28 protein-coding genes are annotated in these 26,170 nt (G+C 48.9%); 22 read left to right on the top strand and 6 right to left on the bottom strand.

Translation table 11 applies throughout. The annotated features are described in order from the left end of the window. Positions 1-99: 99 nt before the first annotated feature. The 12 genes from QNJ26_12060 (at position 100) to QNJ26_12115 (ending at position 8,887) form a co-directional block, all read left to right on the top strand. A complete protein-coding gene (locus QNJ26_12060) occupies positions 100-654 on the top strand; it encodes a class I SAM-dependent methyltransferase (protein ID MDJ0986269.1) in 555 nt (184 codons plus the stop codon). A 50-nt stretch (positions 655-704) separates the two neighbouring features. Beyond that, the gene (gene arsN2 / locus QNJ26_12065; protein ID MDJ0986270.1) at positions 705-1,142 is read left to right on the top strand and encodes an arsenic resistance N-acetyltransferase ArsN2; all 438 of its coding nucleotides are present in this window, start codon (positions 705-707) and stop codon (positions 1,140-1,142) included. A 55-nt stretch (positions 1,143-1,197) separates the two neighbouring features. After that, on the top strand, positions 1,198-1,404 hold the full coding sequence (locus tag QNJ26_12070; GenBank protein ID MDJ0986271.1) for a hypothetical protein: 207 nt from the start codon (positions 1,198-1,200) through the stop codon (positions 1,402-1,404). 118 nt (positions 1,405-1,522) lie between these two features. Continuing rightward, positions 1,523-2,260, top strand: coding sequence for a uracil-DNA glycosylase family protein (locus QNJ26_12075; GenBank protein ID MDJ0986272.1), 738 nt, complete (start codon positions 1,523-1,525; stop codon positions 2,258-2,260). A 73-nt stretch (positions 2,261-2,333) separates the two neighbouring features. Then, entirely contained in the window at positions 2,334-2,915 is a 582-nt protein-coding gene (locus tag QNJ26_12080) for a hypothetical protein (GenBank protein MDJ0986273.1), read from the top strand. An 86-nt stretch (positions 2,916-3,001) separates the two neighbouring features. Continuing rightward, a complete protein-coding gene (locus QNJ26_12085) occupies positions 3,002-3,982 on the top strand; it encodes a threo-3-hydroxy-L-aspartate ammonia-lyase (protein ID MDJ0986274.1) in 981 nt (326 codons plus the stop codon). A 168-nt stretch (positions 3,983-4,150) separates the two neighbouring features. Then, the gene (locus tag QNJ26_12090; protein ID MDJ0986275.1) at positions 4,151-4,483 is read left to right on the top strand and encodes a DUF2845 domain-containing protein; all 333 of its coding nucleotides are present in this window, start codon (positions 4,151-4,153) and stop codon (positions 4,481-4,483) included. Between the two features lie 450 nt (positions 4,484-4,933). Further along, on the top strand, positions 4,934-5,506 hold the full coding sequence (locus QNJ26_12095) for a peroxiredoxin-like family protein (protein MDJ0986276.1): 573 nt from the start codon (positions 4,934-4,936) through the stop codon (positions 5,504-5,506). 3 nt (positions 5,507-5,509) lie between these two features. Beyond that, complete coding sequence (locus QNJ26_12100; GenBank protein MDJ0986277.1) at positions 5,510-6,079, top strand: cob(I)yrinic acid a,c-diamide adenosyltransferase; 570 nt, start codon at positions 5,510-5,512, stop codon at positions 6,077-6,079. A 13-nt stretch (positions 6,080-6,092) separates the two neighbouring features. Then, the gene (locus QNJ26_12105) at positions 6,093-6,752 is read left to right on the top strand and encodes an FAD-binding oxidoreductase (protein ID MDJ0986278.1); all 660 of its coding nucleotides are present in this window, start codon (positions 6,093-6,095) and stop codon (positions 6,750-6,752) included. A 518-nt stretch (positions 6,753-7,270) separates the two neighbouring features. Continuing rightward, on the top strand, positions 7,271-8,293 hold the full coding sequence (locus QNJ26_12110) for a hypothetical protein (protein MDJ0986279.1): 1,023 nt from the start codon (positions 7,271-7,273) through the stop codon (positions 8,291-8,293). A 15-nt stretch (positions 8,294-8,308) separates the two neighbouring features. Continuing rightward, the gene (locus QNJ26_12115; protein MDJ0986280.1) at positions 8,309-8,887 is read left to right on the top strand and encodes a nitroreductase family protein; all 579 of its coding nucleotides are present in this window, start codon (positions 8,309-8,311) and stop codon (positions 8,885-8,887) included. Positions 8,888-8,945: 58 nt separating this feature from the next. Here QNJ26_12115 and QNJ26_12120 read toward each other — a convergent pair whose 3' ends face one another. The 6 genes from QNJ26_12120 to QNJ26_12145 form a co-directional block, all read right to left on the bottom strand. After that, the gene (locus tag QNJ26_12120; protein MDJ0986281.1) at positions 8,946-10,610 is read right to left on the bottom strand and encodes an AMP-binding protein; all 1,665 of its coding nucleotides are present in this window, start codon (positions 10,608-10,610) and stop codon (positions 8,946-8,948) included. Between the two features lie 108 nt (positions 10,611-10,718). Beyond that, positions 10,719-11,465, bottom strand: coding sequence for an ATP-binding cassette domain-containing protein (locus QNJ26_12125; GenBank protein MDJ0986282.1), 747 nt, complete (start codon positions 11,463-11,465; stop codon positions 10,719-10,721). Further along, on the bottom strand, positions 11,458-12,252 hold the full coding sequence (locus tag QNJ26_12130; GenBank protein ID MDJ0986283.1) for an ABC transporter ATP-binding protein: 795 nt from the start codon (positions 12,250-12,252) through the stop codon (positions 11,458-11,460). Before QNJ26_12130 ends, QNJ26_12125 begins: the two co-directional genes overlap by 8 nt. Next, a complete protein-coding gene (locus tag QNJ26_12135) occupies positions 12,249-13,268 on the bottom strand; it encodes a branched-chain amino acid ABC transporter permease (GenBank protein ID MDJ0986284.1) in 1,020 nt (339 codons plus the stop codon). Before QNJ26_12135 ends, QNJ26_12130 begins: the two co-directional genes overlap by 4 nt. Next, positions 13,265-14,131, bottom strand: coding sequence for a branched-chain amino acid ABC transporter permease (locus tag QNJ26_12140; protein ID MDJ0986285.1), 867 nt, complete (start codon positions 14,129-14,131; stop codon positions 13,265-13,267). The genes QNJ26_12135 and QNJ26_12140 overlap by 4 nt, the downstream gene beginning before the upstream one ends. Before the next feature lie 168 nt (positions 14,132-14,299). Beyond that, complete coding sequence (locus QNJ26_12145) at positions 14,300-15,574, bottom strand: ABC transporter substrate-binding protein (GenBank protein ID MDJ0986286.1); 1,275 nt, start codon at positions 15,572-15,574, stop codon at positions 14,300-14,302. Positions 15,575-16,043: 469 nt separating this feature from the next. Here QNJ26_12145 and QNJ26_12150 point away from each other — a divergent pair, with 469 nt between their 5' ends. The 10 genes from QNJ26_12150 (at position 16,044) to QNJ26_12195 (ending at position 25,868) form a co-directional block, all read left to right on the top strand. After that, positions 16,044-16,526, top strand: a complete 483-nt coding sequence (locus QNJ26_12150) for a glycine/sarcosine/betaine reductase selenoprotein B family protein (protein MDJ0986287.1) — start codon at positions 16,044-16,046, stop codon at positions 16,524-16,526. Between the two features lie 18 nt (positions 16,527-16,544). Further along, complete coding sequence (locus tag QNJ26_12155; GenBank protein MDJ0986288.1) at positions 16,545-16,793, top strand: hypothetical protein; 249 nt, start codon at positions 16,545-16,547, stop codon at positions 16,791-16,793. Positions 16,794-16,967: 174 nt separating this feature from the next. Further along, positions 16,968-18,191, top strand: a complete 1,224-nt coding sequence (locus QNJ26_12160; protein MDJ0986289.1) for an alpha/beta fold hydrolase — start codon at positions 16,968-16,970, stop codon at positions 18,189-18,191. A 209-nt stretch (positions 18,192-18,400) separates the two neighbouring features. After that, positions 18,401-19,246 carry a substrate-binding domain-containing protein gene (locus QNJ26_12165; protein ID MDJ0986290.1) on the top strand — a complete coding sequence of 282 codons (846 nt, stop codon included), beginning with the start codon at positions 18,401-18,403 and terminating at the stop codon, positions 19,244-19,246. Positions 19,247-19,502: 256 nt separating this feature from the next. Then, the gene (locus tag QNJ26_12170) at positions 19,503-20,003 is read left to right on the top strand and encodes a DUF1566 domain-containing protein (GenBank protein ID MDJ0986291.1); all 501 of its coding nucleotides are present in this window, start codon (positions 19,503-19,505) and stop codon (positions 20,001-20,003) included. 35 nt (positions 20,004-20,038) lie between these two features. Then, complete coding sequence (gene speB / locus QNJ26_12175; protein ID MDJ0986292.1) at positions 20,039-20,860, top strand: agmatinase; 822 nt, start codon at positions 20,039-20,041, stop codon at positions 20,858-20,860. Between the two features lie 30 nt (positions 20,861-20,890). Next, positions 20,891-21,748, top strand: coding sequence for an aldo/keto reductase (locus tag QNJ26_12180; protein ID MDJ0986293.1), 858 nt, complete (start codon positions 20,891-20,893; stop codon positions 21,746-21,748). Next, a complete protein-coding gene (locus tag QNJ26_12185) occupies positions 21,745-22,560 on the top strand; it encodes an alpha/beta fold hydrolase (protein MDJ0986294.1) in 816 nt (271 codons plus the stop codon). The genes QNJ26_12180 and QNJ26_12185 overlap by 4 nt, the downstream gene beginning before the upstream one ends. Before the next feature lie 301 nt (positions 22,561-22,861). After that, positions 22,862-24,085 carry an HDOD domain-containing protein gene (locus tag QNJ26_12190; protein MDJ0986295.1) on the top strand — a complete coding sequence of 408 codons (1,224 nt, stop codon included), beginning with the start codon at positions 22,862-22,864 and terminating at the stop codon, positions 24,083-24,085. A 7-nt stretch (positions 24,086-24,092) separates the two neighbouring features. Further along, positions 24,093-25,868, top strand: a complete 1,776-nt coding sequence (locus QNJ26_12195) for a response regulator (protein MDJ0986296.1) — start codon at positions 24,093-24,095, stop codon at positions 25,866-25,868. Positions 25,869-26,170: the final 302 nt, after the last annotated feature.

A 26,170-nucleotide genomic window follows, 5' to 3' on the forward strand; every position in this document is an offset into this window, starting at 1 on the left:
TGGGCTTCCAAAAATGACTAGATTATGACTTGACACGCCCAGATCAATATGATTCAGATACGGCTGCTGTTCTTTTTTTATCAACCACCAGAGGGTAACATGGCCACTTGGATCTGGATATTCATCATTTTGGTCGGAAGCCTGTTTGCCCTGAAAATCATTTACACCTTTAGCATCGCCTTGGTTTTACCCATCACCCAGGGCGCGCTTTACGTCTCAACATCTCGGGCAAAAATCAAAGCCTTTATTGATGCCGTTCCCATGAAAGCTGATCAAATGCTGGTCGATCTGGGGTGCGGTGACGGACGCGTGTTGAGGGAAGTTCAAAAGCGATATGGGGTTCGTACAGTCGGATATGAAATCAATCCGCTGGCCTGCCTGAAGGCTCGAATATATTCTTTCGGGTCTCATAAAATTAACATCAGGCGTCAAAATTTCTGGGAAGCCGATTTGTCTGAAGCAGATGTGGTTTTTTGCTATCTTTATCCGGATGTAATGAAAAAGTTGGCTGCCAAGCTCGTTGCCGGTCTGAAACCGGGCGCTGTGGTTGTATCGAGCAATTTTGCCCTACCAGGAATCGTCCCCAGCCAGGTCATAAAATTAAAGCACATATTATATAATGACCCCATCTACATATATAAAATGAAACCATAAGTGCTCAGTATAGCGCGGCGTATTCAATTTCAAAATCAATACTTGTTTCAATGGAATTTGCCTTTGCAACCGCCAAAGATGAAGAACGAATCAAACAGGTCTTGGCGGCCTGCGGCCTTGAGCACCGGGATATAAAACCGACACAGCTGCAGCATTTTTTGATGGTGCAAGATAACACAGAGCTGACGTTAAACGGTGTCGTGGGCCTTGAAATTAAAGGCCATGTCGGACTGCTGCGATCCCTGGCCGTTATGCATGCCCATCGTCAGCAGGGGCTGGCAACCCAATTGGTCAGCAAAATAGAGGCGTATGCCCGGCTGCAAAAAATTAATACGCTCTACTTGCTGACATTAACAGCTGAGGCTTTTTTCACTGCAAAGGGGTATCACCAGATCGATCGAGTTTCTGCTCCTGCTGCCTTGCAGTCGACAGCTGAATTCAAGGACTTGTGCCCGCAAACTGCCGTATGCATGAAAAAGCATCTTTGAAAAGTAGATTGATGCCAGCATCCAACATGGTAGCGCTCAATAACCTGAGAGGAGAATGATGAAGCAAGAGATTTTGGTCAAAATGCAAAAGGGGGTTTACTATCCGGGAAATCACCTGGGCAACAGAAAAGATCTGGATAATCTGGTTACCGAAGGTTTATTGGAGCCGATGGATGGATCCTTTGTTTGCGGCCCGGACAACCAGCCCTCTTATTGCTTGACCGCTAAAGGCTGTCGTGAAAAGCGAAAAAATAACCGCTGAGCAACCATCGCCACGTTAATGAATGTCGAAAACCTCAAAGTGTTTGACGAACACTTCAAATCGACCTACCTTATGATCAAAATCCCATTAGCCAATCAGATGTTGAAAAGCTGGTCCTATGAACCATGATGTGAATCACCTTGAAACCATTGCCACCGACTTGGTCAAAGCGCTGCGTCCTTTAAAGTTCGGGCCACCGATAAGTCATGTGTACAATCCACTTGAATATGCCCGGGATTCCTTAAAGCAATACCACAAAAAATTTGCTTCTGCTCCGAAAGAGGTATTGTTCCTGGGGATGAACCCGGGGCCGTGGGGCATGGCTCAAACCGGTATTCCGTTTGGTGAAATTCAGGCGGTTAGGAACTGGATGAAAATTCAAGCGCAGGTGGGAGCCCCTGCAAAAACGCATCCGAAGCGGCCTGTTTTAGGATTTGCCTGCAAAAAAAGAGAGGTCAGCGGGCAACGGCTGTGGGGATGGGCCCAAAAAAAATTTCGCACACCAGATCGATTTTTCAAGCGCTTTTTCGTAGCCAATTACTGTCCTCTGATTTTCATTGAAAACAGTGGGCGGAACCGAACACCGGACCAAATTCGTGTCGCCGAACGCAAGCCGCTGCTGGATATTTGCGACCAAGCACTGCGCCGCACCATCGACTTTTTTAAGCCGCGTTATGTCATCGGCGTCGGTAAATTCGCAGAAAAACGCGCCAGAACTGTGCTGGATCAACATGATATCAAAATCGGCATGATTGCCCATCCGAGCCCCGCTAATCCCCAAGCAAATCGCGGATGGGAACCGTTGATGGAAAAACAGCTCTCGGCAATGGGAATAAAGATCGGTTTAAAAAAATAGATGGAGTGTTGGCGTATTGATATTTTTGAGCACCACTCCAGTACTCCATTGCTCCAGAATTAAGATAAATCTTATGAATTGCAGTCTTAAATATATCGCCGCAGTTTGTTTGCTTACCGGCTTGCTGGGTTGTGCCACAGCTAATGTGTATTATCCGGGTAAAATGTCAGCAGATCCCACTTCAGTGGAAGCGCAATCTAAAGCGCAGACATACTGGCAAAATGTAAGACGGCTTGAATGGGAATTGAATGCGCTGGGTCCTGAGGTTGACCCGTTGGAGTCAAGACGGGTGGCCGAAACGGCGATTCGTGAATCCGCTATACTGGCTGAAGAATACCAGCTGGTTCGTCCGGCGGTGGCCCATAATTTGCTGGTCGTAATGGGCATTAAAGAACGTGGGTTGTGCTATCAGTGGACGGAGGATCTGATGAAACGCCTCCAAGCGCTGGAATTAAAAAGCTTTCAACTCCACTGGGCAGTCGCCTATCGCGGCAGTAACCTGCGTGAGCATAACTGCGTTGTCATCAGCGTTGCGGGGCAACCTTTTACCAGAGGGATCTTGTTGGACCCTTGGCGTCATTCAGGAAATTTATACTGGACCCCGGTTGTCAAAGACAGCTATCCCTGGGAGACAATCCCCCCCACCCAATGGTGAAGCAAAACCGGGCCGAATGCGGTTGGGGCTTAGAATATTCCCATAAAACGTTGCCTTCAGCTTAAACTCAGACCAGGAAAAACGTAATGCCCAACCCACCAGACAATGTATTTGATCGCATTCAGGATGCAAAAAAGCGGCTGGACGGACAAGCCCATATGACCCCAATAATGACCTCACAAACGCTCGATCGAAAAGTGGGCGCTAAGGTTTACCTTAAATGCGAAAATTATCAACGTGTCGGGGCATTCAAATTTAGAGGCGCTTATAACGCCATGTCACGCCTTTCCGAAGAAGAGCGCCGGCGAGGTGTTATTACGCATTCATCTGGTAATCACGCCCAGGCGATTGCGCTGGTTGGCAACCTTTTGGGTGTCAAAACCACCATTGTCATGCCGCAGGATGCACCGGCCACCAAACGGGCTGCCACCGAAGCATACGGGGCAGACATTGTTGAATACGATCCCGCTAAAACCACCCGCGAAGAGATCTCGCTGGGTCTCAAACAACAGCACGGTTATATTTTGATACCGCCCTATGACCATATTGATATCGTTGCCGGCCAGGGAACTGCGGCGCTCGAATTTTTCGATCAGGTCGAGTCGCTGGATATGCTGCTGGTGCCGTGCGGCGGTGGCGGTTTGCTGAGTGGCTCAGCCATCGCGGCGAAAGGAATGAATCCCGCTTGCAGGGTCATCGGTATCGAACCGCAATTGGCTGATGACGCCACCCGCTCCTTTCAGACCGGAAAACTTCACCGTGTTAAAAATCCGCCCACCATCGCGGATGGGACCCGCACGCCTTCGCTGGGAGAAAATGTCACCTTTCCGCTGATACTCAAATATGTGGATGATATGAAAACCGTCTCGGAAGCGGCAATTATCGAAGCGGTACAGTTTTTATTTTACCGCATGAAGCTGGTTGTTGAGCCCTCGGGCGCTTTAGGTGTCGCAGCGCTGTTAAGCGCCAGCGTGGTGCCGCAAGGCCGCTTGGGTGTCATCATCAGCGGCGGCAACATCGATGGTCCTACGATGAAAACCATTTTGGATGCTGAGACAGCGCTTTAGGCGTTTGGGTTTGAGATTTAATTGATTGACATCGGCCTGTGACAGTACCTTGACTTTGGACAAAGTTTGAATCTGGTAAGCCTTAACATAACGAAGCCAACCGGAGTTTGCAGATCCATCTATTCTGTGCTTAAATGAAATGAACGGATACAAAATGGAGTTTGCGCAATGAAAAAAATGTTAGCCATAGCCGCCATCCAGGCATCGCTGATTCTGACGGCAAACAATTCCCATGGATTTGACATCATGAACCTGCGGGATCAGTCGACACTCAGATGCCCGGGAGGTATCGTTGCGCGTGGCGATTCAGATACTGATGTGCAGCGCCGATGCGGAGAGCCAATAAAGGTAGCTTATCGACAGGATTTTGGCCCCATTTGGATCTATCATTTCGGCCAGGGCAGATTCATGTACTACCTGGCTTTCTTGCATGGAAATTTACAGCGAATTGCAAGCGCTAGATGCAACCCCAATAAAGCCGAATGTTTGGATATCAGATGATCCTTCGCATGTTGGAAATACGATTAAGGATTGAGATATCTTTGCCGTATCCATATTTTTGCACCCTCAACAAATTGGTAACTTTCATATTCAATCACATGCCATTGCTTAGTTTGCGTGCTGGTCATTGATCGCCTACCGCGGAGTGGCCTCTATACCCCCTACCCTTTGATCTTTTTTTCGATCCTCTGCCTTCAGTTCTCTGTTTTCTGGCATTTGACGGCCGCACACCGCAGCGTTTACGGTATCTGCGATTGCAGAGATCCTACATTTCCGCAACGCGAAGCTATTGACTTAAGATGGGTCGTGCATAGTTTTTTGGACAGTCTATTTTAAGGAAAGCGACTACATTTTCAGATAAAAGGGAGATCTCAGATGAGCCTACAAGCAAAGCTTGATGAATATAAAGTCAATTTCAAGAAAACAGCGCCGGCCGATGTGCAAAAGACCATGCAGCAGGCGGCTGAAGAGCTAAGAAACTCCAAGATCCTGGAACACACCTTAAAATCAGGCAATAAAGCACCTCATTTTGAACTGGAAAACGCTGAAGGCCAAATGGTACGATCAGAGGATATCCTGTCGCAACGGTTAATGGTGCTGACTTTTTACCGTGGCCGCTGGTGACCGTACTGCAATATTGAGCTGGAGGCTCTGCAAAGCCACTTGGAAAAGTTCAATGCCCTGGGGGCTGAACTAATTGCCATTTCTCCCCAGATCATCAAATTCAGCCGCACCTTGAAAAAATCTAAAAAGCTGACATTTGAGATTCTCGGCGATCCGGGCAATCAGGTTGCCGGTCAATTCGGGCTGGTGCATAGCGTGCCCGAATATTTGAGAAGCATTTATTTGCAGTTCGGCATCGACCTGCCGCGATACAACGCAGACGAATCCTGGACACTGCCCCTGGCGGCTCGATTCATTATTGACCGACAAGCGGTTATACGATACGCAGAAACAGATACGGACTACCGGGTAAGGCCCGAACCGGAACATACCCTCAATGCATTAGAAGCTTTAATTTAAATCATGACGAAGATTTACACCGGAACCGGCGACAAAGGCAAAACCAGTTTATTCAGCGGCGAACGCATATCAAAAGCTGATGACCAAATCGACGCTTACGGTGATCTGGATGAGCTCAACTCAATCCTGGGTGCCCTGGCAGCCCACCTTTCCGCAGAAGAAAAACTGGTTGTTGAACTGCAGCAAATCCAATCAGACCTTCTTCAGGCTGGGTCCTGGCTTGCCACCCGCCCGGGCTCTGCCGCGATTGATTCCCTTGAAGAAATAACGGCGGAGCAAATTGTTTTTTTAGAAGAAGCCATTGACCGCTACCAAAAAGAACTGCCGGAGCTAAAGGCATTTATACTGCCGGGCGGCCATATCACTGCTGCCTGGTCCCATGTCGCACGGACGGTTTGCCGCCGCTGTGAACGCAAAGCAATAGCGCTTATGGGCCAGCACGCAAAGGCAAAAACTGACGCGCCCTATCAACGCGTCTTGGTTTTTTTAAATCGCCTGTCGGATTATTTGTTTGTGTTGGCCCGTCATTGCAATCACCTTCATGGTGTTGCAGATAAACCCTGGAAACCCTGAGGTCATTTCCAATTTGAAAACCCATGTAGCAACCCATTCTGCTGTCCTGCTGAAACGTCATTGGATTTCGGCGAAAACATTTGAAATCATAATCAGCAAGCCGCCCGGGTTTGAATTTGAGCCGGGCCAGCGCATCAGTTTGAGCTTGGGTGGGCATGCAAGAGATTACTCCATCGCATCGGCAGCAAATGAGCCTGAGCTGATATTTTGTATCCGCAGCGTAGCCGGCGGTAAATTATCCACGCTTCTCAGCGTCGCTGATATCGGGACTCCTCTTTCTGTTAATGGCCCCCACGGTTATTTTAGTTTCAAATCCTCTTCTCGACCGGCGGTGTTTGTGGCAACCGGCACCGGCATTGCACCATTTTGCTCAATGTCTCGTTCAGGTATATCAGACTTTACGCTTCTGCATGGTGTCCATTTAACGGAAGATCTCTATTATGCGAATCAGTTTCAACAAAATGCCCGCACCTATGTTCCCTGCCTGACGGAAACCGCTCAACTACCGCAAAATGCGTTTAAAGGAAAGGTCACTGAATATCTTGAACAGCATTTGGCTTCCGGTGCCTATGATTTTTACCTTTGCGGTCGGCATGAAATGATCAGAGATGCCACCCTGATCATCGATGAGCGCTTCCCCGATTCTCTGGTATACACTGAGATGTTCTACTGAAGCTAAAGCTTCAGGGTTCCGGGTTCTGGGTTCAGGGGTTCAGAGGTTAGCGCCCGGCCGGCAGTTAGCGACTGCCACCGTATAATTTTTGTAACATGTCGTTTTCCGGCCTGGTGTGCAGTTTGGAGGTTCTGACGTGCTGCTTTACGGCCTGACCTGCTTGGCCGGCAAAGCTCGATGGAGCGACGCCGGATCGTTTTGCGGCTTAATGTGTCCAATATGGGTCAGAGGTTAGTAATACGTACCACCTGATTGCACCTTATAGTTCACTGGCTACCTGTTAATGTTAACTGGCACTGGCATTTGGCTGCTGGCAAGAAGCCGCTGAGTGGTAGATATTTGGCAGCAGCCAGAGACCGGTAGCCAGATGCCAAAAATGCGAAACCCAGAACCTTGAACCTCTTAATTTTGAACCTTTGAACCCTGAACCTATGAACCCGATAGAAAAAGTAGGTATTGATCTTGGCGTTTTTTCTGGCTAACTTACCCCCAGGACACACATAACACAAGGAGGCAGTATGAAGTTTGAAGCTATTGAACGCGAAACTGTTATACTCGATCCGAATAACAACATGCAGCGCCGCACGATTCCCAGTGAAATCCGCAAAGACCCGCTGACTGGCAGGACCTCGCGTATCTGTCACTTCATGCCCCTAAAATGGGAAAAACCGGATTTCGATCAACTGGTGGCCGGCACCCAGGAATTCTGCCCCTTTTGCCCGGATAAGGTCATGAAGGTCACCCCCTGTTTCCCGGAGGATATCATACCCGAAGGTCGTATGGTGTTAGACGACAAAGTTCTGTTTCCCAACATTGCTCCCTATGACAGCCTGGGCGCCTGCGCCACCTTCAGCGGCCAGCACTTTATTCCCATGACCGACATCACCTCCGGTCACATTGTGGATGCCTTTCGCCTGGCAATACAGTTTTTTCAGCGGGTAGATGAAATCAACCATCCCGAATCCGTATACCACCTAATTAACTGGAATTATATGCCCGCTTCCGGCAGTTCGCTCATTCACCCGCACCTGCAGGTCTTTGCCTCTGCCTACGCGCCCCATCTGTTGCACGAGGAGCTGGCCTGCGCCAGAACGTATTTCCAGCAGCAGGGAACCAATTACTGGGATGATCTGGTAAAAACGGAGGAAACAGATGGCCAACGCTTTCTGGGACAAATTGGCCGCAGCAGCTGGCTGACCGTATTTGCACCATTGGGGGTCGCCGGAGATGTCATCGCGGTTGTCGACTCGGCCAACTGTACCCTGGATTTGACCGCTGAAGATATTGAAAACCTGGCACACGGGCTGACAAAGCTGATGATCGCCTACGATCAAATGGGTGTTTACAATTTTAATATGAATTTTTTCCCCGGCGCCCAGGGGAATGAACATGCCCGTTTTCATTTGGTGTTTTCACCACGCACCTTTTTCAACCAAGCCTTGGGAACCCCCGATGTCGGCGCATTGCGTAATCTATACAACGAAGGCATCTGTATGGCTTTTCCGGAAGAGATCAATGAAAAGCTAAAACTTGAATTTTAAAGGAGGAAAACCACAATGGAATTTATGGAAGTGATTAAATCCCGCAGAAGTTGCCGTGCATTTGAACCGGATCCGGTCCCCCAGGAACAACTGGCCGCCATCATGGAAGCCGGTCAATGGGCGCCAAGCCCTCTGCACGCCCTGCCCTGGGAATATATTGTCGTCACCGATCCCGGTGTTAAAGCAAAAATCAAAGAGGTTTCCGAAGCAGCCAAACAGGCTGTTTTAGATGGTGGCGGACCGGGGTTTGCAGCCAAATACCCAATGGATTTTTTGGAACAGGCGCCCGTGCTAATTGTTGTGGTTTTTGATCCGACGAAAAAGGGATTAGGAGACTTTTTTAATCAGAAATACGGCGCCATACAGGCAGTTTCAGCCTGCGTTCAAAACATGATGCTGGCCGCTGCGGAATATGGATTGGGGTCGTTATTTTTTACCTGGTTTGATCCTGATAAAATGCAACCGGTTTTAAACATCCCGCAAAATCTCGAAATTGCAGCGATCATTCCGATTGGAAAACCCAAAGGAGAGGTAAAGGCGCCGCCCCGCCCTGAGCCAAAGGTTCATTACGAGGGATTTAGCGCCTCTGAATAATGCAGTTTTAGGGTACAGGGCTGCCGGCATGGGGCCCGGTCATAAGGCGGCACCGACCTTAGGACGCGGTTTTGTCCTTGGATATCCGACGGCGTTCTTCGTCCCGGATTTCGCGCCGCAGCAGCTTGCCCACTTTGGATTTGGGTAGCATATCGCGAAATTCAATGTATCCGGGGACTTTATACGGCGCTAGACGGTCGCGGCACCATTGCTGCAGTTCCGCACCCCCAACGCCGCGGGCATCTTCTTTCATCACGACGATGGCCTTGACCCGCTCACCAACTTTCTCATCGGGAACACCGACCACGCAGGCACCAATGACCGTGGGATGGTCCTGCAGCACCGCTTCAACCTCCGAGGCCGATATGCGGAAAGCCTTGTGTTTGATAATATCGGCTGAACGCTCCACATATATGATTTCGCCATCCTCATCCTGGCGCACATAATCGCCCATGCGGTAGTAGATTTTGTTGTTGAGTTCGATATAGGCCTGCCGGGTTTCTTCCGGTTTGTTCCAGTATTCCTTGAGGGTATAGGGGGATGTGACCAGCAGCTCGCCGATTTCTCCGATTGCAACCGGATCAAGTGTATCGGGATCAACCACAATGCATTCCCTGCTTTTCAGCGGAAGCCCCAGTGTCGTGGGCTTGGGGTCTTCATTAATCCGGCTGTAAGTTACGTGGCCGGCTTCGGTGGAGCCATAAACCTGATAAATGGGAATGCCCAGATGCTCCTGCCAGCGGTTAAACACTTCAATCGGCAACACATCGCCACCGCAATAACAGTAACGCAAAGTGCTGAGGTCATATTTTTCCAGACGATCGTTTTCTAGGATCATGCGGTACAGGGCTGGTACCCCCAGAAACCAGCGTACCCGGTTGCGCTGGATGGTTTCAAGAATGGCATCAACCTGGGGCATCGGCATCAATACAGCGGTATTGCCCTTGTTAAGCCCCACCGCTATAAATAAACCCAAGGCCATAATGTGAAACAGCGGGTTAATGGCGATATACACATCTTCGCCTTCTTTGAGATGGCCGGCAGCCACGTCATCGGTGATATCATTCACATAGGAGACCATACCAATGTGATTGCCGGGAACCCCCTTTGGAAAGCCGGTCGTACCACCGGTATATAATATATATGCCAGGTCCTTCCAGGGATCGATCTCAATTTGTGATGACTTTGGTGAGTGAGTGAGCAATTTCTTAAATTCGAATACGCCCTCTGTCCGCTCGACTTTGCCATTGGGTATTTTGTCAAAAAGAAAGCCCAGATACCGTTTCCAAAAAGGCAAAAGGTCCACCAGGTTGGTGACAATAATGCGTTTGAGCCCGGATTCAGCAAAAACATCGCTGGCATAACAAAAATTAGTGTCCTGGCAGATGATGGTTTCGGCCCCGGAGTCCTTAATCATATAATCAAGTTCATGGGATGTATAAATGGGGGACACGGGCACAAGCACAGCCCCCATTTTTTGAATCCCTAAAAAGGCGATGACCCATTGAATGCAATTGGGAATGTAGATCATCACCCGGTCGCCTTTTTTAACGCCTAAATCCTGCAAAGCGCCGGCAAAGCGTTCACTGAGGTCCCTAATTCTGGAAAATGAAAACTGCTGTCCCAGATAAATAACAGCAGTGTTATCTGGATAGCGCTCACTCATCTGATCAAAGCGTGTAAAGGTTAATTCTTTCTCTAAATTTGTTGTCGTCTGACTCATTCTATTAGAGCACTCCAAATTAATTTATGTTAAAGTTAGCTCAAAAATAGTAGGTAACGTCCATGGGTCCGCCTCCGGCGGATTAGATGCATTTTTGAGCTAACTTTTTTAGATGCCAAAATAGGCAGACCTAACATCCGGGTTATTCATCAACTCCTCGCGGGTGCCTTCCAGAACCGCGGCGCCGTTTTCCAGTATAAAGGCGTAATCCACGATCGGCAAAACAGGTCGCGCATACTGTTCGGTCACAATAATCGAAATGCCCATTTCATCGCGGATTTCTTTGGTGGCCCGCACCAGGACCGCCTGAATCAAGGGACTCAGTCCCAAAAGCGGTTCATCGAGCAGCAGCAGTTTTGGCTGCGCCATCAACGCTCTGCCGATGGCCAGCATTTGTTGTTCGCCCCCGCTTAAAAAACCGCCAATTCGTTTTTGTAATTTTTCAAGTGCCGGAAAGACTCTAAACACATATTCCAACGTCTCTTTGGCTTGAGCGGGTGTTGCCAGATAGCCTCCAATCCGCAAATTATCCAGGACCGTGCACTCCTTGAAAATTCGGCGTCTTTCCGGGCAAAGTACGATACCTTTTTTCGCTCTCTTGCTGGGTTTCAGATCCGTGATATTTTCGCCCAAATAGGTAATGTCGCCCAGAACACTGATGCGCTCACCACCGGCCATTTCCTCCTTTTTGCGGATATCTTCCATGATACCCGACAGGGTGTACATCAGGGTTGATTTACCGGCGCTGTTGGCGCCAAAAACACCCACGATTTGATTGTCGCCACACCGAATGCTGACATTGTTGAGGGCCAGCATGTTTTCGTAAAACACCATCAGCCGATTCGCCTCAAGCATGCGCCATGACCTCCTCAACCTCCTCGGATCCAAAATAAGCCTCTTTTACTTTTTCGTCTGCCATGACTTCCTCAGCTGTGCCTTCGATGAGCTTTTCACCAAAATTGAGCACCATAATCCGATTGGCCACCTGAAACAGCTCTCTGAGCCGGTGTTCGATCATAATCAGGGTGATGCCTTCCATCTGCAAACGCTCCACCAATGGCACCATGCTGGCAATCTCACTCATACTCAGCCCTGAGAAAACCTCATCGCAGATGATCACTTCCGGATTCAAGGCTAGGCAGCGGGCCAGCTCCAGACGCTTAAGATAGCCGGTCGGTAAATTGGAGGCCTTTTTGTAAGGCACAAAAGATTCGCGCTCAAAGCCCAATTCTTCCAGAATGTCGATGCTGACCGTGTTTCGGTCCCCGAGCTTGCCGCCGCCCCTCCAACCACCGGTGCGTTTAGCCCGCGGAGAAAATAGCGGAATCACCAAGTTCTTATAGGCCGGCAGGCTGTAATACGGGCGCATGATCTGAAATGTGCGGGTGATGCCCATATCAGCTATTTTATGGGGTGGTTTGCCGGATATTTTTTTTCCCCGGTAAAGAACTTCACCGGCAGTCAGTTCAATAAAACCGGTAATGCAATTCACCAGGGTGGTCTTGCCGGATCCATTGGGGCCGATAATCCCTAAAATTTCGCCTTCGTGCAGATCGAAACTGACCTCATTGAGCGCAAAAATACCGCCGAAGGATTTGGTCACCTCACCGATCTGCAGCAATGGTGTTGTTGATGGGTTCATACTTTAATCCACTTTTCGAATTGATGATATTTGCGCTGGCCATACACCATAATGCCTTCGCTGCGAAAAATAATGAAGGCCAGCAGAATCAGGGCATAAAATACGATACGCAGGGTCCCAAACGCTCGCAATAGCTCTGAAATCGGCACCAGAATGAAGGCGCCCAGAACCGGGCCCACCAGGGTCCCGGAGCCACCGATGACCGTGGCGGCAATCGGCAAAATGGAAAAATCCAGCGCTAGCGTCGACAGGCCGGCCCACATATACAGATGAACCAGATAAGCGCCCGCCAGACATCCGATCCCGGAGGCAATAAATACCGCTATGGTCTTGTAACGGGTGACACTCATTCCCGACGCCCGAACCGACTGATCATTGTCTTTAACCGCCCTGAACACTAAGCCGATATCCTGGTTGACCAATCTTCGGGTGCCGAACAGCAATACCAGCACCATCACGATAATAAAATATTGCTCCATCCAACGGTTCGTAAAACTTTCGATGCCCACAATCCCATCGGTTCCGCCCAGGACATCCAGCGCTTCGATAACCCGCGCTAACAGCAACGGATACATCAGGGTGACAATGGCAAAATAAACCCCCCGCAGAGGAAGACATGGTAGCAAAAGAACGGTGCAGATAACTGCCCCCAGCACAGTGGCAATCGGAATGGTGAAAATGGGCGGCAATCCAAAAGACGTGTTGAGAATGGCGGCAATATAGCTGCCCGTTCCGATAAAAAACGCGCCACCGAGTGAGACCAGACCCACGTAATGTGCCAGAAAATCAAAACTCAACGCCAGCAAGGCATAGATGCAGACGATGGATATGACCCGTTGCCAATACATGGAGGGCATCACCAGCGGCAAAATCAACAGGCCGCCAATCAGCGCGACCCGGGGTAGAAACAGATATGACAGCTCCCGCCAGGACATCAAAGCATAGATGCCTTCGGATCGAACCTTGATTCCCCTGTCCAAGCGTTCCTTACGGCGCTGCTCCTTTGATGCATTCATACGCGCTCTTCCAGCTCTTTCTGAAGTCCAAACAACCCGGAGGGTCTTAAAATCAGGGTGATGATGATCGCCAGCAAGGCAACCACCATCTGATAATGGGCCCCCAGGTAAACAACCGTTAAAATTTGGGCAAAACCGATGATAAAAGCCGCCAGCACCGCTCCAATCCAGCTGCCTAAGCCGCCGACAATGCAAACTGCAATAGCTAAAATAAGAACGTTATAGCCCGCTTCGACAACAATATTTCCCAGCGGAAGCAGCACAACCGCCCCCAGGGCAGCCAGCATGGAGCCGAATCCCATGGCGGCCAGCGCCATCACATCAGAGTCGATACCCAACATCATGGCCGCCCGCTCGTCCTGGGCCATTCCGCGCAGGGCCAGACCGACGCGAGTATAATGGGTAAACAACCACAGTACCGCAACCACCGCTGCGCCGATGCCCACAACCAGCAACCGTTGGTAATCCACCGATACGCCAAAAATTTCGGTGCTGCCTTCGATAAAGGCCGGCAGGGTGTAAGTCAGGCCCCTAAATCCGCCCCAGCGCAGTCCCTCTAAAATGGCCAGCCCAATGGCATAGGTCGCCATAATTTCCGATATTTCCATCCCCCGGATCCGGATCAGCACGAACTGGTAGATCAGGGCACCGATAATACCCGTGCTCAGCATGGTCAGCAGGATACTGACCAGATAATTCAACTTGAGCGTGTTGATAAACGTCCAGGTAATGAAACCGCTGGTCACGTACAGGGCGCCGTGGGCAAAATTGGGTAAGCGGCTGACGCCGTACACCATTGCAAATCCCAGGGCAAATAGCGCCAGCGAGACGCTGTTTATCGTTCCGTAAATTACAATTTCCATGATTTTAACAGGAAAAAACCAGGCGTGAATTGGATTTAAGGCGCCACACAAGCAGCGCCTTAAATTTGCAAAACAGATATATTATTGCATCTTTAAATAGTGATTAATGTGCAATCGTTGATTTTATTCTTAACCTTGCAATATTTTTTCAGGCAACATTTTTAGGTATTATTTTTTCATCCAGGGCGGCAGTTGAATGGAACCCTTGGCAATACTTTTGGGATACACTACAACCCGTTTGCCGTCCTGCCATTGCAGAATACTGCCCACCGCACCGGTTTCAGGATCTTTGGCCGGAATGACCTGGTGACTTTTGGGATCGAATTTCAAGCGCCCGTAAACGCCCATCACATCGGTTTTTTCCAGCTCGGTCACAATCTTGTCCGAATCGAGACTGCCGGCGCGCTCGATGGCATCCCGCAATACATAGATGGCCATATAGCTGCTGGAACCGCCTAATCCCTCGGGCGCAACGCCCCATCGTTTTTCGTAGGCGTTGTAGAACTTCATGGTCCAGGGCGTAGCATCGGAAGGCGCGTTGCCGGCATTGACGACGTTACAGAGGGTATATTCGCCTTTGCCATCAGTGGCTTTCCAGAAACCGGGCTGCTCGGCAGCTGCCAGGGTCGAGCCGAACGGCAGGGCCGGAATTTTCATTTCATACCATTGCTTGAGCAAAATGGCGCTTTCGGGCATATCCATCCAGATATTGATGATTTCCGTTTTGCTGTTTTTGGCCTTGAGCAATCCCATGGAAAAGTCAGTTGCACCGGTGGGGTAAATTTCCACACCGGTGACATTCCAGCCTTTTTTAGTGGCAACGGCATTCATGACTTTGGCCGCACCGCGCGCATGGGAGACATCCTGCGCGATGATAAAAAGGTTGTTGAAGCCGTGTTTTTCCTTCAGCTCGGTAAAGTTGGCAAACATCTCGCCCACCAAATTCTTGGCCTCACCGTGGATTCGGAAACAATACTTGTATTTGTCATAGTTTTCGGCCACCATTGCGTGGTATTTGGGCGTTAAAACACCGGTGGTCAGGATCGACACCTTTTTATATTTGCTTAAAAGCGGCATCGCGGCCAGCGCGGCTTCGGAACGAACCGGTCCGCCGACTATAAAATCAGCTTTTTTATCCAGGATCAGCTTTTCAACCGCCAGCAGGGCCTCGCTGACCGGCACACCCGGTTCCAAATCGCGGGTATCAATCACCTCCAGTTTGAGCGGTCGTTTCTTGCCGCCCACATTGACACCGCCGGCGGCGTTGATTTCCTCAATCGCCAGGGTAAAGGCTCTCTCAGGACCCCATCCATATAGGAAGGCCGTTGAAAGCGGCGCACCAACAATAATGGGCTTTTCGGCCGCCAGGGCCGCGCTTCCCGGCAGGATTAGAAAAATTCCCAATAATAAGATCATGAGCATTTTCATATTCTTAACGATCATGGTAAACCCTCCTTTTCCAGAATGAAAACGGGTTATGGGTTGGCAGATCACAGCAACCTAAAGCAATTGCGACCGCGATCCTTGATTTTATTGAACTGCGGGCTCGATCACGCAGCTTAGATCATGCTGCGCGGTAAAATTGATCGATGGTTGATGTTCTATCGGGTGGGTTTTTGAATGTCAAGCCATTAATATAATGAATGAAATTCATTGTGTTTAAAAACACCACCCTTCTATCTTGGAAATGAATAACAGTGATTTTGGTATCAAAGTTGACTGCTGACCAAAAGCAGTGCTAATGGCTTGACATGTAGTGATGTCAATTGAGAAGGCCATACTGTTTTAGGATAAAATTAGCTTAATGGGTTGTTAAAAAAATTGACCTAGGTCAAAATGAAACGATACAGGTTCTGTAGATCTGGTGTTATCGCCAAACCCAATTCATCTATATCAATAGAGGAACGCATCAATGGGGCAACTGAGAGAATTTCCGTTAAGATATCGACTGTTTCTAAAAACCTACCCCTGGCGGTGCAATGACCCGGTACCCTGGGCACCTTTGCAAAAACCGCTCAAGGATTGTCGCCTGGCTGTGGTATCCAGTTCGGGCTTTATCACGAATGGCCAAGCGCCTTTTGACGAATCGATTCGAGGGGGAGATTACAGTTTTCGTAAAATTCCTTCGGATATGAACGCCAACGAGTTAATCGACACCCATCGCAGCAAAATCTTTGACCATTCTGGATTACGGCAAGACCCAAACCTGGCCTTTCCCATTCGGCGCATGCAGGAATTGGTAATTAAGGGTCGCATCGGTTCATTGACGAGCCGATATTTATCGTTTATGGGTTCTATTACCGCGCCCGGACGGCTGGTCAAAAAAACCCTTCCGGCAGTCGTCAAACTGTTCAAAGACGATGGCGTGGATGTCGCGCTGTTGATTCCGGTCTGACCTATTTGCAACCAGACCGTGGGTCTGGTGGCCGGGGCACTGGAGCGTCAGGGTATCTCTACGGTGACCATTCAATTGTTGCGCCATGTGGCTGAAAAAGTGCTTCCACCGCGTGCTCTGTGTGTCCCCTTTCGTCATGGTTACCCGCTGGATGCGCCTGATGAACCGGCAAAGCAGCATGCAGTTATCGAAGCCGCCTTAAAAATGCTCGAAGACCCGCACCTGAAGCCGCCGGCCATCCAGGACTATGTGCCGCAATTAGACTAAAAGGAAAATACAAAACTCAAGGCAATTTATTGGAAATTATACAAGAAGGTTTCAGGTTTCGGGTGTCAGGTGTCAGCCCTTCTGTTCGTCCCTGAAACCTGACACCTGACACCAGAACCGCCAGAGGCGGAACTTTAGAGCCTTAAACCTTAATTCGACAAAGAAGAGGCGCATATGAAATTCAAAAAGATTGAGTTTGAAAACAACGATGGCCTGATTCTTTCAGCGAGGATCGATTTGCCGGTTGCCGGCAAACCAGCGGCATATGCTTTGTTTGCGCATTGCTTTACCTGTTCAAAAAATATCAAGGCCATTGCCCACATTACCCGGGCGCTGACGCGTGAAGGCATCGCGGTAATGCGATTTGATTTCACAGGTCTTGGTGAAAGCGAAGGTGACTTTGCGGACACCAATTTCTCCTCCAATGTTGGTGATTTGATTGTGGCCGCTGATTTTTTGGAATCCAACTATGAAGCGCCGAAAATATTGATCGGGCATTCATTTGGCGGAGCAGCGGTACTGCAAGCGGCTGCGCACATTTCTTCTGCAACTGCCGTGGTGACCATCGCCGCTCCGTCCGATCCCGGGCATGTGACCCACTCTCTTGGCAGCGCAACTCAAATCATTCAAAGCCGCGGTAAAGCGGAAGTCAGCTTAGCCGGCAGAACGTTTACGCTTAAAAAGCAGTTTTTGGAAGATCTGCAATTTGTCAATATGAAAGAAACGATCAAAAAGCTGGACAGGGCGCTGCTGGTGTTGCATTCTCCGGTGGATGATACCGTAGGGATCGACAATGCGGCCCAGATTTTTCAGACCGCCCGGCACCCTAAAAGTTTTGTTTCCCTCGATAAAGCCGACCACCTGCTAACCAGCCAGGCCGATTCTCTGTATGCCGGTGCGGTCATCGCGGCCTGGGCAAGTAAATACGTCAGCGATACGCACCCAGATCAACCCGCCGTTGATGACGCCCAGCATCAGGTAACCACCCGAATCGGCAAGACGGCTTATGTCACCGACATTATGGCAGCCGGTCACAGCCTGGTCGCCGATGAGCCCCAATCGATGGGCGGAAGCGATTTGGGCCCGACGCCTTACGATCTTTTAATGGCGGCCCTGGGCACGTGCAAAGCCATGACGTTGCGCATGTATGCCGACCGCAAGCAATGGCCGTTGGAAGATGCGACCTTTCAATTAAACCATAAAAAAATTGATGCCGCTGATTGCGAGACCTGCCAGACAAAAGAAGGTCAGGTGGACCAATTTGATTGTGAAATCGAGCTATCCGGAGAACTAGATGATCAGCAAAAACAGCGGCTACTTCAAATAGCCGATCGCTGCCCGGTTCACCGTACGTTGCATTCGGAGCTCATCGTTCGGTCGACGCTCAAAGAGGAATAAGGCTGCCACCTTATAAGGTTTCAGTGTTCAGGTGTCAGGACTACGAATTTGATGAGAACCATCAGATTCTGCATGGCGTCTTTTTTCTGACATCCGAAACCTGAAACCTGAACCGCCTCCGGCGGAACTTTTGAACGCTGACACCTGACACCTGACACCTTAAAATTATTGAGTGGTCGCATCAGGCATGTTGGATAAGGGAACTTATTATGTCCCCAAAAGATTTACCCATCATTCCACCAGAGCGTGCGGATGACCTGCATCATTTGGAGATTGCTTCACAGGCTGACTTGGTGCTTTATATGGCGGGCAACCAATTCATGGTCATGCCGGACATCATCACAGCATTCAAGGAACAGCATCCGGAAATAAAGAATATATTTTACGAAACCCTGCCACCGGGTCTGGAACTTAAGCAGATATTGGCCAGGGGCGCTCTTTGGCAGGGCAAGCCGTTTAACATCTACCCGGACGTCTACAGCTCTGTAAATCAAAAGGCCATGCAAATTCTGGCTGAACAGGGGCATATCCGGCCAGGGGACGAACTTCTGTATTTGCACAACCGCCTGACATTGATGGTGCCACGCGGGAATCCGGCAAATATTGTATCAGTGGAGGATCTGGCGAGAGATGATGTCCGCATCTCACAGCCGGACCCTGAGAATGAAGATATCGCTTACTATATCATCGACATGTACCGTCAGGCGGGCGGAAACGCCCTTGTCGAACGCATTATGGAAGAAAAGCGGGACGAAGGCACAACAATTTTGACCCGTGTCCACCATCGCGAAACACCGCTGCGAATTCGAAAAAGGACGGTGGATGTCGGACCGGTCTGGGTGACGGAAGCCAAGCAGGCCCGGGACACCGATCTGCCATTTGATGAAATTGAACCCGGTGCCCGTCTGGACCAAAGAGATAACATAAATTATTATATTTGCCGATTACAGAATACTCCCCATTCGCAAAATGCCCAAAAATTTATTGAATTTATTCTTTCGAAGACCGGGCAGAACATTTATAAAAAATTTGGATTCCTACTTCCTCCGCCTTAAATCAGCTAGTGGAAAAATCGCTGAGACCCGCTGCCGATTATCTGCGGCCCTCAAAATAAATTGGGATAAAAGCCGTTTCTGATGGATTCGCTCAAACTGCACATGTACAGATGGCCGGGGAGTACAAAAGCCCAGTGCTGCAAGGTGTTGCGGGTTGACAGGTGCAGCTTTCTTTATTAGTCTTCAGCAGTTTAGGCGCAACAGGTGTTGAGAGACGCTGTAAATTCTAATATCCCATTTGGTACCGCCAAACGATATGAATAAAACCGTGTCCAAAATGCTGGTCTGCGAAACGATCTTGCTGCTGATGGTGATGACGGGCTTTATCGATATGGCACTGGCCGAGCAACGTTTCATAGATCATGGCAACGGAACCATCACCGATCGCAAACTCGGGCTCATGTGGGCCAGAACCGATAATCAAAACGATATCTTCTGGGACCAGATAAAAAATTGGCTGACAGAAGAATTTCCAGATACAATCCCGCAGTTATACGACAACTGGCGTCTTCCAACCACCACCGAATTGCAGAGTCTTTTTGTCGAGGACCCTAAATATAAGGGATATCAAACGCTATGCGGTCATCCGGTTAAAATCGTTCCGCAAATCCAGCTCAGTTGTATCCTTGTCTGGACATCAGATATGGCCCTGGGCCTGCCGTTGGTGTTCGATTTCAACCTGGGAAGCGCATTTTCGGTCGGTCTGCATGAACAGAAAGGTTGCCGGGTGCTGCCGGTGCGCTCTTTGCGGCAGTGACTTATAGGATACGAAAAGCAGTCGTCTGAGACGAAATGGACCTATCCAGCGATAAGATAAAACCAGGGGTGGTTGCGGTGATCGGCATCCCATTTGATGCCCATTCGTCATTTAGGCATGGTGCTGCCCAAGCACCTGGCCAAATCCGTGCTGTTTTGACATCTGGTGCCAGTAATATGTGCTCGGAATCAGGCATCGATCTGGCGGACCGGTCTGATTTTGTCGATCTTGGTAATATGCGCGTCAACAGCGATCCGGATGCCATCGAGAGCATTGCAGCCAATATCAGCGAGCTCTTGAAACGACATATCCGTCTCATTTCCCTGGGAGGCGATCATTCAATTACCTATCCGATCATAAAATCCTATCATAAAAAGTTTGGCCGGCTTGAAATTGTTCAGCTGGATGCCCATCCCGACTTGTATGACAGTTATGACGGCAACCGCTTTTCCCATGCCTGTCCATTTGCGCGGATCATGGAAGAAAATCTCGCATCGCGCCTGGTCCAAATCGGTATCCGTTCGCTGAATCCGCATCAAAAACAACAGGCTGAACGTTTCGGAGTGGAAATGATCACGATACCACAATTGGAGACAGTCGCCCGGATTCAGTTGCAGGGTCCGTTGTATCTCTCAATCGATCTAGACGTTCTTGATCCGGCATTCGCCCCCGGCGTCGCCCATCATGAACCGGGCGGAATGACGACCCGCCAGTTGATTGAGTTGATTCAACAATTGCCAGCGCCAATCGTGGGTGCTGACATCGTCGAATTTAACCCCCAAAGAGACCTGTCAGAAATGACTGCCGCGGTGACAGTTAAAATCCTTAAAGAAGTTGCCGCCCGAATGCTCACATGACCCCAAACCATCGTTCAAGGTGACTTCGGAATGGATCCGACCCAAATTCAAGAACGGATATTCGGAAAAACTCAACAAACGGTGACCCGAACCGGTCTGGGCGGCGAGGGTGTTCTGCGGACCCGCCAACGGCATACCGAGGCGCATGCTGTCATACAGGCCGCCGTTGATCAGGGCATCACCTATTTTGATTCAGCACGTGTTTACGCGGACAGCGAAATATATTACGGCAGCTTATGGGGCAAACGCCCCGATATCCGGGCTGCTATTTTTCAGGCCAGCAAATCTGCCAGCCGTGATAAAAAAGGGGCTGAGGCCGATCTGAACCAATCATTGGAGCGCCTGCAGACAGACTATCTGGATTTGTGGCAAATTCATGATGTCCGCACAGAAGCGGATTTGGCAACGATCTCAGGAGCCGGTGGTGCGCTGGAAGCTTTTGTTGCAGCCAAGGCTGCCGGTAAGATCCGCGCGATTGGTGTCACCGGACATCACAATCCACACATTCTGACACAGGCGGTTCGACAATGGCCGGTTGACGCCGTCATGTTACCGGTCAATCCGGTCGAGGACATTCTGGGTGGTTTTCTAACAGAAACCTTGCCGGCAGCCAGAGAAAAAGGTATCGCCGCTATCGGCATGAAAGTCTTGGGCGCCTCCCATTTTCTGTTACCCCCGGCTCAGATCACAGCCGAAACGCTGATTCGTTACGCGCTTTCATGCGATATCGATGTCGCCATTGTGGGCTGCGCAACCCCTGCTGAAGTCAAAACATTGACCGATATGGGCCGCACAGCAGAGCCCTTTATAGAGGCAGAAAAAGAATCTGTTTTAAATGTGTTTAAACCAATTGCCAGGCAGATCGCTTACTATCGAGGCGTATTATGATGATTGATATAAGCAAAATAGATTATCCGCTGTTGGACCAACCGGCGGTGTCGAATAGGTTGTTTCACCCGCGCCCCGAATTCGGGCAGCCCGATTCAGCAAATGACGATACCCTCATGATGATACCGGTGGAAGCTGACATTTCTATAGGCGCTCGATTTCACCTGACCGAAAAATCCGGTGCAACCCTTTTGTTTTTTCACGGCAACGGAGAAATTGCGGCCGATTACGATGATTTTGGTCGGATCGTAAATCAGCTGGGATTCAACCTTCTAGCTGTTGACTACCGTGGCTACGGCCGCTCGAGCGGACGACCCACCGTAACCGCCATGATGCGTGATTGTCATGTGATTTTCGATTTTGTCTGCCAATGGCGCGCCCAAGAGCAATACAGTGGTCCTATCGTTTTGATGGGCCGATCGCTGGGCAGTGCTTCCGTACTCGAACTGGCATCTCATTACCCAGCCCGCGTTGATGGGTTAATTGTCGAAAGCGGCTTTGCCCATTCTGCCCCTCTGCTACAGCTTTTAGGCATCAATACGACCGACATCGGCTTCGAGGAGACGCTCGGATTTCAAAATACTGAAAAAATAGCTGATTTTCATAAACCCACTTTAATTATTCATGCTGAAAAAGATCACATCATCCCCTTTTCCGACGGGATTTTGCTTTTTGAAACCTGTTCGGCTGCTGATAAGACGCTGCTTAAAATTCCCCACGCCAACCATAACGACATCTTCATACATGGAATTCAGGATTACCTTGAGGCGATGGTAAAATTGCGCCAACGTCTAACCACCTCTGCAGCTTGATTGATTTGCCGATAGTATCAGGCCCAACCTGTTGATAATTTTATTAAATTTTGAAAATAGACCCGTTAGGCCTTCGTGTTTGGGCCACAATCCGCATTGTTCCCGCGTCGTTAGGTCAAAAAATACCGAACAGTCCGAATTTTCTTATTTTTCCTTAAGTTTATGCCCCAGTAAGACGATAATCATAAATAGCACCACATGGACAATTCCGAAGCAGGCATAAGCCAAAATTAAAACATTATAAATAATTTTAAGTCACTAAAAGGCTTTTGGTTGTTCATGGGAAGTTGGGGAACATCAAATGGGACTTACGCACATCAATGATCTAAAACCGGGTATGATTCTGGATGAGGAAGTCCGCGACATCAATGGGCGACTGCTGCTCAAAAAGGACAAAAAAATCCAGTCATCCCATTTTCGAATTTTTAAGATATGGGGCGTTACCGAGGTCAACATTCAGGGCAACAATGGCGACAAGAATCCTTTCGCTGACCCGGCAAGCCCGGAGCGAATTGAAAAAATTGAAGAAACTACAAAAAATCTATTTCGCCATGTCGATTTAGATCATCCGGCCATCAAAGAAATTTATCGAATTTCGCTTGAGTTCCGCAGTAAACACAATCTTTGTGGAGATGAAAATACGATCGATCTGACGGAAGTCGACAGCCAGCAAGGAAATAATGGAAGTAATTTTCTGCAAAAACTGAAAAACAAAAACATTACCTTGCCGGAAGTACCGTCAATTGTTTTCGAGTTAAACGAAGTGATTGCCAATCCCTTGTCATCGGCAGAAGATATCGCGCAAGTGGTTCAGCGCAGTCCCAGTTTAACTGCCCTGCTATTGAAAATTGTCAATTCGCCATTTTACGGGTTCCCATCCAAAATCGATAAAATTTCATTGGCGGTGACATTGATCGGTACACGGGAAATTTCCGGGTTGGCACTGGGCATCAGCCTGATTTCTTTGTTTAATAAAATTCCAAAAGAAATACTGAGCATGTACTCTTTTCTGAGGCATAGTTTGGCGTGCGGTATCATCTCACGAATTTTAGCAACCCACAAAAACATGCCTCAGACAGAACAATTGTTTGTCTCAGGGCTGCTGCATGATCTGGGGCGGTTGATTCTCTACAGCTTTTTTCCCACTGAATCTCGTAATGTACTCAGCCGAGCGCGATCTTCGGAAATGCTGCTGTATAAACAGGAATCAGATTATCTGGGCTGCAACCATACCCATCTGGTCAAGCATCTCCTGCAGCAATGGAAACTGCCCATGGTTCTGGAAAACAATGTTTATTTTCATCATAATCCCAGAGAAGCCCAACAACCACAGCCTGCCACCCTGGTCCATTTGGCGGATATTATAACCAACGGATTGGGCATTGGCACCAGCGGAGAGCGTTTTGTACCGCCCCTGGACCATGCCGCCTGGGAAAGCCTGGAGTTGTCACCGAGTTGCTTCGAGGTGGTTACCAAACAGGCCACCCATCAATATTTTGCTTTAGAATCTATGCTGGACATGTAACGCCAATATGAATCAAGATACCACCATACCAATGGATGCGGATAAACTTCTGGCCCGCATTGATTACCTTGAAGAAAACCGAAGGTTTATCCAAAATGCCCTTGAAATGGCCCTTTCACTGGGTGATTTCCAGGAAAATATTAACAAGGGCTATGGCCCTGATCATATCTTGAAGGAAGCCGACAAGCGAATCAGCCACCTGATCCCTTTTGAAGCCAATGCGCTTTATTTGGTGGATCAGGAAAGTTCAAATTTTAATTTGGCTGTATGCAATGACAACCAGCTGAAACCCTATATCCAAACAGAAGTTAATCATATGATCGAGCAGGGCTATTTTGCCTGGGCCATGCGGGAAAAACGGGGTGTATTGATATCCTCCAAAGATCATAGCCGAAAATTTGTGTTGCATGTTATCGCCACATATTCACGCATACGGGGGATGTATGTCGGGCTATTACCGGAAAAAAACAACAAAATTCCGGACACTTCTCTGACCTTGTTATCGATTATTTTGCTCAATACCGCCAATGCCCTCGAAAGCCTTGAATTTTATTCTTTGCTGCGCAATCAAAATGAAGTCCTTGAACAAATGGTTGAAGAGCGCACCCAGACGCTTGCCAAATACGAACGCCAGCTGCAGCAGGTGCTCAAGATTCAGGCCATCGGCACCCTAGCAGGCGGTATTGCACATGATTTTAACAACATCTTATTTCCCATTGTCGGATACACCGAGCTGACCATGGACGAAGTGACTGAGGACAGTGTGGCTCACAGCAACCTTGAAGAGATTCTTAAGGCTGCCAACCGCGCTAAAGAACTGGTCAAACAAATTTTAACCTTCAGCCGGCAAAGCGGACAGGAACGCAAACCCGTCGAAGTTCATCATGTTGTAAATGAAGCGCTCAAACTCTTGCGCGCATCGATTCCGGCATCTATAGAAATTGTGCATGATATCGATGAAAACTGCGCCCCGGTGATGGGGGATGCCACCCAGATCCATCAGGTAATCATGAATTTATGCACCAATGCCTATCAAGCGATGCAAGACAAAGGCGGTAAGCTGGAAATTAGCCTCAAAGAGATGTATGTCGGATACGAGCAAACGGTTCAAAAGATCGGTATGCAGCCCGGCAAACATGTGCAGCTGTTGGTAAAAGATGAAGGTTGCGGTATGGATGCTTCAGTACTCGATCGAATTTTTGAACCCTACTATACCACCAAAGAACAGGGCAAAGGCACTGGACTGGGTCTATCGGTGATTCATGGTATTGTTAAAAACCACCGCGGTGATATCACCGCCAGCAGCACGCCGGGAAAAGGGGCCGTTTTTACGGTTTTGCTGCCTGTGATCGAAGACGAGGATGTTCAAACCGAATATGAACCTGTCAATGGTGTGGAAAAAGGAACCGAACGCATCCTGTTGGTCGATGATGAAGAGCAAATTGTTTCCATGCAACGACAGATGCTTGAAAATATGGGCTACAAGGTCACCACTCGAACCAGCAGTGTTGAAGCGCTCAAGGAATTTAAGAAACAGCCTCAAATTTATGACCTGGTGATCACGGACATGACCATGCCGCACATGACCGGTGATGAGCTGGCCCAAAAATTATTGGACGTCAAACCCGGCATTCCGGTGATTTTGTGTACCGGTTTTAACGAAGACATCACCGAAGAAAAAGCACTGGAGATGGGTATTCAAAAATTTATCATGAAACCGGTCATCAAAAATGATTTGGCCACCACCATTCGCAGTGTCCTTGATCAACCCCCTCCCAACTGAAACGTCCGTCCTTCAAAGCAATAAAATGACGAAATGAAACGCATTTCTGCTCTAACCGAATGACGGTTGACACATGCTGCCCTCAGCCTCACCATAGAAGTTAGATTGACCTCGCATTTTTTTTCCTTTATGAATTGAGAAGAAATTATGTTGGTTATGCAGAAAGCTCAAGCGAGGCATATATAACCACGAAGGGCACGAAAGGATAAAAGTAAATTTATGTGATTTCCCTTTGTGATCTTCGTGTTCTTCGTGGTGAGAAAATACCAGACGTATCCAACTGGCGTTTTTCGGATAACTGC

It is taken from the genome of Desulfobacterales bacterium, assembly GCA_030066985.1.
GTDB lineage: Bacteria > Desulfobacterota > Desulfobacteria > Desulfobacterales > JAHEIW01 > JAHEIW01.